The organism is Rhizobium sp. N621, assembly GCF_001664325.1.
Lineage (GTDB): Bacteria > Pseudomonadota > Alphaproteobacteria > Rhizobiales > Rhizobiaceae > Rhizobium > Rhizobium esperanzae.
Genome location: NZ_CP013495.1, coordinates 3092117 through 3105355 on the forward strand (window position 1 = coordinate 3092117; position 13239 = coordinate 3105355).

Below are 13239 nucleotides of genomic sequence, written 5' to 3' on the forward strand. Positions count from 1 at the left end.
GCCATGGTTGCGCGATCCGCCTTGACCCTGTTCACCGTTTCAACAAGTCGAACGGTGATTCCCACATTTTTTGTTCTCGTCAAGCTTTTCCAGCAAAAAAGCCCGCGAAAACTCGGAAAAAGCCTTATCCACAGGCTTTGAACCGCGGCTGCGATTGCGAACCTTATTTAAGAAGCAGCAAACAAAAGACAAGGGCGGCCGGAATTTTGCCCGCCGCCCCAGTTGTTCCGGCCATTTCCTGCAATTGTGCCGACGGTATATTCGCCCTCTCCGGGTAAATATTGGCTAACGTGCCTGGCCGTCGTAAGGCGTCACCTTCAGCGCGCCGAGATCGATCGCGGGAATGCAGCGCAGATTGATCGAAGCCACCGCCGCACCGTTCGGCGCCACGCCCTCGCCGAAGGGGGCGATGCCGCAATTGGCGCAGAAATGATGCTTGATGACATGCCGGTTGAAAGTATAGGTCGAAAGATCGTCTTCCGGTGTCTTCAGCACCAGTTTCTCGCGCGGCACGAAAGCGAGAAGCCCTCCCCGCCTGCGGCAGAGCGAACAGTTGCAGTCCAGCGCCTCGGTGAATTCGCCTTCGACCGCGAAAGCAACGTTGCCGCAATGGCAGCTTCCTTCGTAGAGCATGTTGTCCTCCCTCACATCCAGTCCATCACGACCTTGCCTGAATTGCCCGACCGCATCGCCTCGAAACCATCGCGGAAATCGTCGATCTTGATGCGATGCGTGATGATGGGCGAAAGGTCGAGGCCGCCTTGCACGAAGGCGATCATCTTGTACCAGGTTTCGAACATCTCGCGACCATAGATGCCCTTGAGATTGAGCATCTTGAAAATCACCTTGTTCCAGTCGATCTCGAATCCGGCCGGCGCAATGCCGAGAATGGCGATCTTGCCGCCATTGTTCATCTTGTCGATCATGTCGCGGAAGGCGGGTGCTGCGCCCGACATTTCGAGCCCGACGTCGAAACCCTCCGTCATGCCGATCGCCTTCATCACGTCGGCGAGGTTTTCCTTCGATGCATCGACGACATGATCGATGCCGAGCTTGCGCGCCAGGTCCAGACGATGCGGATTGATGTCGGTGATAACAACCTTGCGGGCGCCGGAACGCTTGGCGACGAGCGCTCCCATGATGCCGATCGGCCCGGCGCCGGTGACGAGCACGTCCTCGCCGACGAGATCGAAGGAGAGCGCGGTATGCACGGCATTGCCGAACGGATCGAAGATCGCGGCGATCTCGTCTGTTATATCGTCCGGGATCGGCACGACATTGCTTTCGGGGATACAGACGAACTCGCCGAACGAGCCCGGCCGGTTGACGCCGACGCCGAGCGTGTTGCGGCAAAGATGCCCCCTACCCGCCCGGCAGTTGCGGCACTTGCCGCAGACGATATGCCCTTCGCCGGAGACCCGCTCGCCGACATGATAGCGGGTGACCGCCGATCCGATCTCGGCAATCTCGCCGGAGAATTCATGGCCGACGACCATCGGCACCGGAATGGTCTTCTGCGCCCACTGGTCCCAGTTCCAGATATGCACGTCGGTGCCGCAGATCGCCGATTTCTTCACCCGGATCAGCACATCGTTCGGCCCGACCTCGGGCACCGGCACATTCTCCATCCAGAGCCCGACCTCTGGCTTCGATTTGACCAGCGCCTTCATCATGTTCGACATCGACAATATCCCGCCCTTGTTTTGGTGCCGGACCTTGCGACTCCCTCTTCTCCCCAATGGGGAGAAGGTGCCCGTAGGGCGGATGAGGGGGCCACACGGCACGCCATAGAGACCTTATTGTTTCTCGCTTACCGCTCGAAACGTCGCTTTTCTCCGCCCCCTCATCCGACCCTTCGGGCCACGTCTCCCCGCTGGGGAGAAGAGGGAGCAAGCCTCGCTCAAATCACACCCAGCTCCCGCCCAGCTTCCGCAAAAGCGGCAATCGCCTGCTCCACATCCGCCCTGGAATGCGCCGCCGACATTTGCGTGCGGATACGGGCCTGGCCTTTCGGCACCACGGGGAAGGAGAACCCGATCACATAGATGCCCTTCTTCAGCATCAGGCCCGCCATATCCTGGGCAAGCTTGGCGTCGCCCAGCATGACCGGGATGATCGGATGGCCTTCGCCGGCGAGTGTGAACCCGAGCTTGGTCATTTCAATACGAAAGAGATCGGCATTGTCGGAAAGGCGCTTGCGCAGGGCATCGCCGTTTTCGATCAGGTCGAACACTTTCAGCGAGGCCGCGGCGATGACCGGGGCCAGCGTGTTCGAGAACAGATAGGGCCGCGAACGTTGCCGCAGCCATTCGACGACTTCGGCTCTCGCCGAAGTGTAACCGCCGGACGCGCCGCCGAGCGCCTTGCCGAGCGTGCCGGTGATAATGTCGATGCGGTCCTCGACGCCGCAATATTCCGGCGAGCCGCGGCCATTTCTGCCGACGAAGCCGACGGCGTGGCTGTCGTCGACCATGACCATCGCGCCGTATTTCTCGGCGAGGTCGCAGACGCCGCCGAGATTGGCGATGATGCCGTCCATGGAGAAGACGCCGTCGGTGGCAATCAGCTTGAAGCGGCTGCCTTCGGCCTTTTTCAGCTCCTCTTCCAGCGCCGCCATGTCGTTGTTGGCGTAGCGGAAGCGTTTGGCCTTGGAGAGACGCACGCCATCGATGATCGAGGCATGGTTCAGTGCGTCGGAAATGATCGCATCCTCTTCGCCGAGCAGCGTTTCGAACAGACCGCCATTGGCATCGAAGCAGGAGGAATAGAGGATCGTGTCCTCCATGCCGAGAAAGGCAGAAATGCGGGCCTCGAGCTGCTTGTGCTCTTCCTGCGTGCCGCAGATGAAACGCACCGAGGCCATGCCGTAGCCATAGCGGTCGAGCGCCTTCTTGCCGGCCTCCGCCAGCTCTTCGTTGTCAGCAAGGCCGAGATAGTTGTTGGCGCAGAAATTCAGCACCCGCTCGCCGGTGGAAATCGCAATCTCGCCCGCCTGCTTGGAACTGATGACCCTCTCCGACTTGTAGAGGCCGGCATCCCTGAGCGCCGAAATCTCGGCCCGGAGATGGGAAAGAAATGGCGAGGTCATGGGCGGCCCTTCCTGACGTTTTTTATAGCAATCGGGTTAGCATATCGCTGCTTGCTTGTCTTCTCGCCGCACCAAAATCAGCGGGCCCGTTCAATCCTTATCGTGCGAGAGAATGATCTCCAGGAAAGCGTCGCCATAACGCTCGAGCTTCGATTGTCCGACGCCCGATATGCCGAGCAATTCCTTGCGGCTGCGCGGCCGTTCCGTCGCAAAAGCGATCAGCGTCGTATCGGGGAAGACGACATAGGGCGGTACGCCGAGCGATTTGGCGATCGACATGCGCTCGGCTCTCAGCGCCTCGAAAAGCGTGCCGTCGGCGCCCGACAGGCCCGACTTGCGCTCGCTGCGCTCGGCCTTCTTCGTACGCCGTTCGGAGGCCGGCCGGTCCTTGCGGAAGAAGACCTGCCGTTCCTGCTTGAAAACGGCGCGCGCCTCCGACTCCAGCTTCAGCGCCCCATAGGCCTCATGATCGATACGGATCAGTCCCATGGCGAGCAGCTGGCGGTAGACGGATTGCCATGTGCGCGCCGGAATGTCCTTGCCGGCGCCGAAGACCGGCATATTCACATGGCCGAAACGCTCGGTCTTTTCGTTGATGTTACCGACCAGCACATCGATGACATGACCGGCGCCGAACCGCTCGCCGGTGCGGTAGACGGCGGCGAGCGCCTTGATCGCGGCTTCCGTGCCTTCCCAGGTCTCGACCGGCTTCAGGCAGGTGTCGCAATTGCCGCATTGGCCGGCATGCGCCTCGCCGAAATGGGCAAGGATCGCCTGCCGGCGGCAGGAGGCGGTTTCGCAGATCGCCAGCAAGGCGTTGAGCTTGGCGCGCTCGACCCGCTTGATTTCGTCTGCAGCGTTGCCCTCATCGATCATGCGGCGGCGCTGGATGACGTCGGCCATGCCATAGGCCATCCAGACCTCGGACGGCAGGCCGTCGCGGCCGGCGCGCCCGGTCTCCTGGTAATAGGCTTCCACCGAACCCGGCAGGTCGAGATGGGCGACATAGCGCACATTCGGCTTGTCGATGCCCATGCCGAAGGCGACGGTCGCGACCAGGCAGAGGTTCTCTTCTTTCAGGAAAGCATCCTGATTGCTGTCGCGCAGTGCCCGGTCCATGCCGGCGTGATAGGGCAGCGCGCGGATGCCCTGCCCGTTCAGCCAGTCGGCCGTGTCCTCGACCTTGGCGCGCGACAGGCAGTAGACGATGCCGCTGTCGCCCTTGTGGCCGGACAGGAAGCGCAGAAGCTGCTGGCGCGGCTGGTCGCGCTCGACGATTTCATAGGCAATATTCGGCCTGTCGAAGCTGGTGGTGAAGATTTCGGCATTGCCGAGCCCCAGCCGCTCGATGATATCGTCACGCGTATGCGGGTCGGCCGTTGCCGTCAGCGCCACGCGGGGCACGCCGGGATACTGTTCGCCGAGCCGGCCGAGCTCGCGATATTCCGGGCGGAAATCATGGCCCCATTGCGAGACGCAGTGGGCCTCGTCGATCGCAAACAGCGCGATCTTCTCACTGGCGATCAGCTCGCGGAAACCATCCGTCAGGATGCGCTCGGGCGTCACGTAGAGAAGATCGAGCTTTCCCGCCGAAAGCGCGCGACGAACCTGGACGAACTCCTCGCGCGACAGCGACGAATTCAATGCCGCGGCGCGGATGCCGAGCTGCTTCATCGCCTCCACCTGATCGCGCATCAACGCAATCAGCGGCGAGACGACGATGCCGACGCCGTCGCGGCAAAGTGCCGGGATCTGGAAGCACAGCGATTTGCCCGCGCCTGTCGGAAAAAGCACCACGGCATCGCCGCCGGAAACAATATGCTCCACCACCTTCTGCTGTTTGCCGCGGAAGGAGGAATAACCATAGACCTGTTTCAAGACGTCGAGCGGCGAACGGCCGGCCGAAAACAGCGCATCGGAAGCGGAAAAGCCTGGTTCATTGCGTCCGCTGAACGGCATCAGTGGTTCGCCGCCCCTTTGACACGGCCAGAAAGTACGCCGAAGCCGTCGATGATCGCCTCCTGGTTCTCGAGGCGTACGCCTTCGAGATGCACTTCCTGCTGCGCCCGTATCAGCTGAACGATCGCCTCGCCGTCGCCGGCTTCGGTCGCCAGCGCAATCTCGCGTTCGAGTTCCATCTTCTGCCGGCGCAAGGCCTTCGCACGTTTGTGGAAGGCGAGCGCCTGACGATAGCCCTCACGGGCATCCTCCATCGCCGCCTCCTCGGTCGCCGTCCAAAGCCTCGCATTGCGCACCTGCTGGTCGAGGCTCTTGATAAGCGGACCGAAGCCTTCGAATTCCAATCGTTCAGTCAGATATTCGCGCGTCAGATGCGGCCCTGCGACGGCAGCGGCTGCGCCGAGCATCGCCGACCAGAGCCGCTGCAGCTCGCGGCTGTCATATTCGATCGCGGCGATTTCATCATAATCGTCGATCATCAGGGCCGGATGATTGACGATGGTGAGCGCCAGCACGCTGTCGCGCAGCGCCGTATTGTCCCGGTGTCCGCGCACGGGGCCTGAGCGGGCGAGCCGGTCGGAAATCAGGCTGGGGCTTTTCGGTCCTGCCTTGGACGCATTGTCGCGGCCGTTCCGGGAATTGCCGCTAAAACCGCGCCGCTCGCCATTGTTGCGGTTCTGGAACTGCGGCTGGAAGAAGGCGTTCAGCCGGTCGCGAATATCCTGCTGGTAATGGCGGCGTACATTTTCGTCGGCGATGACGGCGACGAGCTGCTTCAGCCGTGCTTCGAGCTCGGCGCGCGCCTCGGGCGTATCGAACTTGCCGGTGTTGATTTCCCGGCTCCACAGCATCTCCGAAAGCGGCTTCGCCTGGCTCATCACCTTGTCGAAAGGCGCGCGCCCCTCGTCACGCACGAGATCATCCGGGTCCTTACCGTCAGGCAGAAGCGCGAAGCGGACGGAGCGGCCGGGCTTCAGATGCGGCAGCGCCAGTTCGGCGGCGCGATTGGCGGCGCGAATGCCGGCGCCGTCGCCATCGAAGCAGAGTACCGGCTGCGGCACCATCTTCCAGAGCAGCTCGAGCTGGTTTTCGGTGAGCGCCGTGCCGAGCGGCGCAACGGCGTTTTCGATGCCGGCCTGATAGAGCGCGATCACGTCCATATAACCTTCGACGGCGATGATGGTGCCGCTCGCATTGTCGTCCTGCTGATCGCCGCGGCCGGGACCCTGTATGGCGCGGCGCGCGCGGGCGAAATTGTAAAGGACATTGCCCTTGTGGAAGAGCTCCGTCTCGTTGGAGTTCAGATATTTCGCGGGCGCATCTGATGACATGGCGCGGCCGCCGAAGGCGATCACCTTTTCCCGCGACGAAAGGATCGGGAACATGATGCGGTCACGGAAACGGTCGTAGGAGACCGGCACGTTTTCATGCACGACCAGGCCGCAGGCCTCGATCTGCTCCTTGGAGACGCCCTTGCCGGCCAGGAATTCCTTCAGCGCATTGCGGCTGTCAGGCGCATAACCGAGACGGAAGGTCTCGATGGTACGCCCCGTCAGTCCGCGATCGCGCAGATAGGCGCGCGCCTTTGCGCCATTGGCCGTCTGCAGCTGGTCCTGGAAGAAGCTGGTCGCCATTTCCATGACGTCGATCAGCGAGCCGCGCTCTTTCTCGCGCTTCTCCATCACGGGATCGGCAAGCGGCATCGGCACGCCGGCCATCTCGGCGATCTGCTGCACGGCCTCGGGAAAACTCAAACCCTCCAGCTCGGTCAGGAAGCGGAAGTGGTCGCCGGTGACGCCGCAGCCGAAGCAGTGATACCGCCCCTTTCGGTCCTCGCAGTGGAAGCTCGGCGATTTCTCGCCATGGAACGGGCAGCAGGCCCAGTAGTCGCCACGCGAGACATTGGTCTTACGCTTGTCCCAGCTGACGCGGCGCGCGATCACGTTCGAAATCGGAACGCGGTCGCGGATCTCATCGAGAAAGGTGTTGGAAAAGCGCATTTATCCCTCTTGGCCAAGCTCCATATAAGCTGCTTTGCCGCACCATGCCACGAAACTCGTCGGGAAAACCCGCTATTCACAGGCAAGTGCATCCAACGGTGGTCGCGTCGGTTATCCAATCAACAACACGTGACCACCCCTGCGACAGGGGTGCGACATTATTGTCGTCGAAAGGCCTGGGGTCGCCCACGGCAAGGGCTTCGGCACGAGCGGCGGCGTAACACGAAACCGAATTAAAACGTTTCAAAACAGCCCCTTATCGCCACGACCACTCGCGCGTCGTGATCCTCGCGGCGCCTGCCGAAACTTCGCTTCGAAGCCCCTCAAAGCGCCGTTTCCGGCAATCATTATTTTTTTGTAATTTGAACAGACGTCCGCACCGCAATAGGTTTGATCTCAACAAAGCGATCCCCGAGCGAAGCACCATCCCTACCCCCGGCGCCGCTTCGCAAGGGTGCCTTTGCAAATACCCACCGGCTTGGGCCTCAGCCCTGCGTTGCCGGCGGAAGCAAAGAGCAAGAAGGCAGGAGCGCCCCCAGCTCCTGCCTTCTTAAATTTCAGGCTCTATTGCCAAGTCTCCCTTTGAAATTAACCGCTTATCGACAAAACCGTTGACAGACGGCGCGGGCATGAAAGATGTATGCGCCGAACTCCTGGACCCTTCCCAATGGCTTTCACCGCGGAAAATCTTGCAGCAGACGATCGCTTTCTCGCTGCGATCCTACATTGCGCCACTCAACTGCTTGCGATCTATCGCGAGAGCCCGCGCATCGCATCGATTTTCGCGGCGCAGCAGCGCTGGCTGATGGCCCATGCCGGCTTCGCACTTCATTACGGTCATCCCGACGACGGCCAAAGCGGTGGCCTCTATTCCGGCCGCTTTGTCGATTTCGCAGTCAAGAACGACATCGCCAGCCGCAAGACGGCCGCGGCCTTCATGCAGGAAATGCTGGCCTATCGTTTCCTGCGTGTGGTGCCCGGACCTGACAAGCGCACACGCTATCTGGAACCGACCGAAATTGCCGAACAGCATTTCACGCGATGGCTCGTCACCCATATGATGATCCTCGACAGCCTCGACGGCGGCGAACGCGCCGACCAGATCACCGCCGCCCCCTCCGCAACAATGGCTGCGATTCAGCCGCGGATCGCAAGGGCGATCATCGGCAGTGAGTCCGTGCGCAATCCAGGCCCCACCTTCAACCTCTTCAACTGGGCGAATTCGGGCGGACTGGTGATGGATTACCTGATCTCCCGCCTTCCGCAATTTCCTCGGGCGGCCGAGCGCGTCGTTATCGGTCCCCTGTCGCTGCGGGAGCTCCGCGAACAATTCATGATTTCCAATACCCACCTGAAGCGGCTTCTGACCCAGGCCGCGACCATGGAAAGCGTCGGCTGGACAGAACCTTCGCGCAAGGGCGACTTCTGGCTGTCCCGCCGCTTCATCCTCGAATATTGGAACTATCAGGCGGCGAAGTTCGCCATCGTCGATGCCGCCGCCGAGGCCGTGCTCGGACCTGCGGTCCGTGAGGAGCCGCAGGCGAGACGGGCCATCTGAGGCTTATCCGTTCAAAAGCTCCTTGACGGTTGCCGATGCCTTGGCGAAATCCATTTGCCCGGCATAACGCTCCTTGAGCGCCGCCATCACCTTGCCCATGTCCTTGACGCCGGCAGCACCTGTCTCGGTGATGATCGCCGAGATGTTGGCGCGCACTTCGCCGTCCGAAAGCTGCTTCGGCATGAAGTCCTGAATGACGGCGATTTCCGCACGCTCCTTGGCAGCAAGCTCCGGCCGGGAATTCTCCTCATAGATCTTTGCCGATTCGTCACGCTGCTTCACCATCTTGGCGAGAATCTGCAGGATCTCGTCGTCGCTCGCCTGCTCCTTGCCGGCACCGCGATTGGCAATGTCGCGGTCCTTGATCGCCGCCTGAATCAGCCGGACGGTCGACAGCCGCTCCGTATCCTTGGCCTTCATCGCCTCTTTCAGCTGAGTGGCGAGTTGATCGCGCAGCATGTGTTCACTCCTTTTTTGATGCCGCTTCATAAACCACGCCGATGCGACGGATCAAATAAATTGCGCGATCGTCGCGATAAAGCGCAAGAAAACGGCCGCAATCCCGGCTACAAAGATTGACGCTAAGCGATTGCGTGGCTATTTACCGCCACCTGCACCAAAATTCGTGATCAGGCCTGAAGCGCGCGGCATTGCCGTGCCCACACGTCTGCGAGATCAAATGGCGACGAGCGCGGCTAAGCGCATCGGCCGCCGGAAACGGGATGAAGATGACCGCAACAGCACCCTGGACAACCGAAAAGCCGACCGCCCTGCTCGTTCTTGCCGACGGCACGGTGATCGAAGGCAGGGGCATCGGCGCCACCGGCAAGGTCCAGGCCGAAGTCGTCTTCAACACGGCGCTGACCGGCTACGAAGAGATCATGACCGACCCCTCCTATCTCGGCCAGATCGTCACCTTCACCTTTCCCCACATCGGCAATATCGGCACCAACGACGAGGATATCGAGGACCTGACGCCTGCCGCCCGCCACGGCGCCGTCGGCGTCATCTTCAAGGCCGACATCACCGACCCGTCGAACTACCGCGCCGCCAAACATCTCGACCAGTGGCTGAAAGCACGCGGCATCATCGGTCTCTGCGGCATCGACACGCGTGCGCTCACCGCCTGGATCCGCGAGAACGGCGCTCCGAACGCGGTGATCGCCCACGACCCCAACGGCCTCTTCGACATCGAGGCGCTGAAGGCCGAAGCCAAGGCTTGGAGCGGCCTGGAAGGTCTCGATCTTGCCAAGATCGCCTCCTCCGGCCAGTCCTCACACTGGGCGCAGACGCCGTGGGTCTGGAACGAGGGTTACGGCGAACTCGGCGCGGCGGATGCGAAATATCACGTCGTCTGCCTCGATTACGGCGTCAAGCGCAACATTCTGCGCCTGTTTGCGGGCCTCGACTGCAAGGTGACCGTCGTGCCGGCAACAACGAGCGCCGAAGACGTGCTCGCCTTGCAGCCGGACGGTATCTTCCTCTCGAACGGTCCCGGCGATCCAGCGGCAACCGGCGAATATGCCGTGCCTGTCATCAAGACACTTGTTAAGACCGATATCCCGGTCTTCGGCATCTGCCTCGGCCACCAGATGCTCGGCCTCGCCTTGGGCGCGAAGACCGAAAAGATGCACCAGGGCCATCACGGCGCCAATCATCCGGTCAAGGATCACACGACGGGCAAGGTCGAGATCGTCTCGATGAACCACGGCTTCGCGGTGGACTCGAAGTCGCTGCCCGACGGCGTTGAAGAGACTCATATTTCCCTTTTCGACGGCACCAATTGCGGCCTGCGCGTTCTCGGCAAGCAGGTCTTCTCCGTCCAGCATCATCCAGAAGCCTCCCCCGGCCCGCAGGACAGCCATTATCTCTTCCGCCGCTTCATCAACATGGTGCGCGAGAAGAAGGGCGAACCGGCGCTCGCCGAACGCTGATTTCAAGAAGCGCCGGTTTCGCAAGGCCTGTTAGACGGGCAGCCACCTACGTAATGCGGCATCTCTTGAACTCGAAAGACAGCTATCAGTGAAAGGACCGCTATCTGCCCATAGCGGCCTTTTTTCATTGCCGAAGAACAGGGCTGCTTTGCGTTCGCAAGTGGAGGGCGGCTTCGCAGCTTTCTCAAAGCAGACCTTGCCGGCGATTACGCTGGGGAGTCGTGGTTGCGCCGGCACTGGCTGTTACTCAGCTCCGTGCAAACGGCGGCAACGGTTCAAGATCGGACATTAATCATCCGTCATTATACGACACCGGCCTTGCGTAGCCCCTCCACGACAAGCTCGAAATCGGCGGGGTTCTTGAAGGGCAAGACTTTGCGACGGTATTCCAGGGAGTAGTCGGGATTGACCCGCAGCACTTCTTGCCACGTCTCGCGGGCCTCTTCGAAACGGCCGAGGTGCCCGTAACACGCGGCGAGAAGCGCGCGCGAGACATCGGTAACGGGGTTGCGGCTCACGCGCTGCAGCAACAGCTCGACGGCCTCTCGGAACCTTCCCAGTTGAAACAGAGCCAAAGCCTGAAAGTGGAGAACGACATCCGGAAAGTACGGATTCAGGACCCTTACCTGATCGAAACAGGCGAGTGCCTCCTCGGCTCTGCCTGAATAGATGAGTGCCTCGCCGAGGCTGACCCGCCCTTCGGCGAAGTTCGGATTGAGGACTATCGCACGCTCGGCCTCGCTGATGGCTCTATCGTGCTGTCGCGAATAAAGCTTGACCAAGCTCAGCGCCCAATGTGCAACTGGATCATTATCATCCCGCGCTACCGCCAGCGTCGCAGCCTCTTCGGCTTGCTCGATCGAGCGCTGCGGCGACGCGCTCCACCGGTTCAGGTAGTCGAGCCCGTGGGTAAGGGCGAGAAAGGCGTGCGCCGAGGCGAAGTTCGGGTCCAGGTCGACGGCGCGTTGCAAAAGCTCGCGGGCGTCGCGGTTCGTTTGCTTCGTCAGGCGGTGCCACAGCTCCCGGCCACGCAGGAAGCAGTCATACGCCTCAGGGCGCCCGGTCTGCCCCGGCACCAGCCTTTTTCGATCGCCCTCTGTCAGACTGACCGCCAGCGCATCGACGATTTTCTGCGTTACATCGTCCTGAACCGCGAATATGTCGGTCAGGTCGCGATCGAACCGCTCCGCCCAAATGTGCCCGCCGGTGGTCGCGTCGATGAGCTGCGCGGTGATGCGTACCCTGTTCCCCGATTTGCGCACACTGCCCTCAAGAACATACCGCACGCCGAGCTTCGTGCCCACCTCCTGCACCTGTACGTTCTTGCCCTTGAAGGTAAACGACGAATTGCGGGCGATGACGAAGAGCTGCGACAACTTCGATAGCGCCGTGATGATGTCTTCCGAGATGCCGTCGGCGAAGTAGTCCTGTTCGGCGTCACCGCTCATGTTGGCGAAGGGCAGGACGGCGATCGACAGCTTCGGCGACGTTGCCGTCGCCGGCTGGCTCGTGGCGGTTTGCGAGGGCGCGACTGCCTTGGTCCCGGCGCTGCCGACTTGCAGCGAATAGACCCGGATCGGTTCGGCGATATTCTTGAGTTGCGTGTTGCCGAGATCGCTGACCGAGAGGTCGAGCCTCGCCTTGACCTGGCGATAGGCATCCTCGGATAGGCAGATCGCGCCCGCCGCGGCGACGCCCTCCAATCGCGAGGCGATGTTGACGCCGTCGCCCATCAGATCGCCATCACTTTCCTCGACGACGTCGCCCAAATGGATACCGATCCGGAACTCGATGCGACGGTCCTGCGGCACGCCGTCATTGCGCTCCACCATACCGTTCTGCACCTCAATGGCACAGCGCACGGCGTCCACCACGCTGCGGAACTCGACCAGCGCACCATCGCCGGTGCGCTTCACCACCCGGCCATGATGCACGGCGATCGTCGGATCGATGAGATCGCTACGTAGTGCCCGTAACCTCGCCAGGGTGCGGTCCTCGTCGGCGCCGGCAAGCCGGCTGTACCCGACCACGTCTGCGGCCAGGATTGCAGCCAGCTTTCGGTTCTCGCTCATGGCGCGGTCTCCTCACTTCCAGGATAGCAGGGAGACAGAGGGCAAGAAAGAACTTCTAGCCGCGGCTTAGAGCGATCTTGGTTGAGATCGACTTGTCCAATGGCTCATGACGCACCCGACGTTGAAGGTCCACGCAATGATGTCGAGCCAGCGACCGCTTCTGGCGCACCGTTGCATCAAGCTTCGAGAATGTCCCCGAAACAGGAAAGCAATGGACATTCGACCGGCCCCTCCCTTTTCACTGTTGACCTCAACCATGCTTGAGGAATTACAGAACTGCCTGCAGATCCGATGCAGGAGATATAGATGAGCGGAGCCTTCTATCGTGTCGACAAGTTCATCGTGCCGGCGGCGGCGCGTGAGGAATTTCTTGTCAAAGTGATGATGACCCACAAGCTGCTGGAGGCACAGGAGGGTTTCATCGATCACCGGGTGCTGGAGCAGGTCGCAGGTCCCGGCGAATTCAATTTCGTCACGATCGCCGAATGGAAAAATACCGAGGTCGTTGAGCGTGCGCGGGCAGCCGTGACGGACGCCCATAAGGCCGCAAATTTCGATCCGCAGGAAATGTTCTTGCGTCTCGGCATTCGAGCCGATATCGGCAGTTACAAGCCTGTCGCGGGCTGAG

At 61.3% G+C, this 13239-nt stretch carries 10 protein-coding genes; 3 read left to right on the forward strand and 7 right to left on the reverse strand.

What is annotated here, in order from left to right; translation table 11 throughout:
* Positions 1 to 285: 285 nt before the first annotated feature.
* From AMK00_RS15090 to dnaG, 5 genes are all read right to left on the reverse strand, one after another.
* Positions 286 to 633 carry a GFA family protein gene (locus AMK00_RS15090; protein WP_064810885.1) on the reverse strand — a complete coding sequence of 116 codons (348 nt, stop codon included), beginning with the start codon at positions 631 to 633 and terminating at the stop codon, positions 286 to 288.
* Positions 634 to 644: 11 nt separating this feature from the next.
* Positions 645 to 1682: an L-threonine 3-dehydrogenase gene (tdh, locus tag AMK00_RS15095; RefSeq protein WP_064803959.1), complete on the reverse strand. Its 1038-nt coding sequence runs from the start codon at positions 1680 to 1682 to the stop codon at positions 645 to 647.
* Between the two features lie 218 nt (positions 1683 to 1900).
* On the reverse strand, positions 1901 to 3088 hold the full coding sequence (locus AMK00_RS15100; RefSeq protein ID WP_064810887.1) for a glycine C-acetyltransferase: 1188 nt from the start codon (positions 3086 to 3088) through the stop codon (positions 1901 to 1903).
* A 90-nt stretch (positions 3089 to 3178) separates the two neighbouring features.
* On the reverse strand, positions 3179 to 5047 hold the full coding sequence (recQ, locus tag AMK00_RS15105; RefSeq protein ID WP_064803963.1) for a DNA helicase RecQ: 1869 nt from the start codon (positions 5045 to 5047) through the stop codon (positions 3179 to 3181).
* Complete coding sequence (dnaG, locus tag AMK00_RS15110) at positions 5047 to 7047, reverse strand: DNA primase (protein WP_064810888.1); 2001 nt, start codon at positions 7045 to 7047, stop codon at positions 5047 to 5049. Before dnaG ends, recQ begins: the two co-directional genes overlap by 1 nt.
* 667 nt (positions 7048 to 7714) lie before the next feature.
* Here dnaG and AMK00_RS15115 point away from each other — a divergent pair.
* Positions 7715 to 8605: a hypothetical protein gene (locus AMK00_RS15115; protein ID WP_064810891.1), complete on the forward strand. Its 891-nt coding sequence runs from the start codon at positions 7715 to 7717 to the stop codon at positions 8603 to 8605.
* A 3-nt stretch (positions 8606 to 8608) separates the two neighbouring features.
* On the opposite strand, the gene AMK00_RS15120 is transcribed toward AMK00_RS15115, so the two are convergent.
* On the reverse strand, positions 8609 to 9064 hold the full coding sequence (locus AMK00_RS15120; protein WP_064810894.1) for a GatB/YqeY domain-containing protein: 456 nt from the start codon (positions 9062 to 9064) through the stop codon (positions 8609 to 8611).
* A 269-nt stretch (positions 9065 to 9333) separates the two neighbouring features.
* On the opposite strand from AMK00_RS15120, the gene carA reads away from it, so the two are divergent.
* Positions 9334 to 10539, forward strand: coding sequence for a glutamine-hydrolyzing carbamoyl-phosphate synthase small subunit (gene carA, locus AMK00_RS15125; RefSeq protein WP_064806255.1), 1206 nt, complete (start codon positions 9334 to 9336; stop codon positions 10537 to 10539).
* Positions 10540 to 10841: 302 nt separating this feature from the next.
* Here the strand turns inward: carA and AMK00_RS15130 are convergent, their stop codons facing one another.
* Positions 10842 to 12611 (reverse strand): adenylate/guanylate cyclase domain-containing protein, encoded by a 1770-nt coding sequence (locus AMK00_RS15130; RefSeq protein WP_064810896.1) that lies wholly within the window; start codon positions 12609 to 12611, stop codon positions 10842 to 10844.
* Between the two features lie 306 nt (positions 12612 to 12917).
* On the opposite strand from AMK00_RS15130, the gene AMK00_RS15135 reads away from it, so the two are divergent.
* A complete protein-coding gene (locus AMK00_RS15135; RefSeq protein ID WP_064803972.1) occupies positions 12918 to 13238 on the forward strand; it encodes an antibiotic biosynthesis monooxygenase family protein in 321 nt (106 codons plus the stop codon).
* Position 13239: the final 1 nt, after the last annotated feature.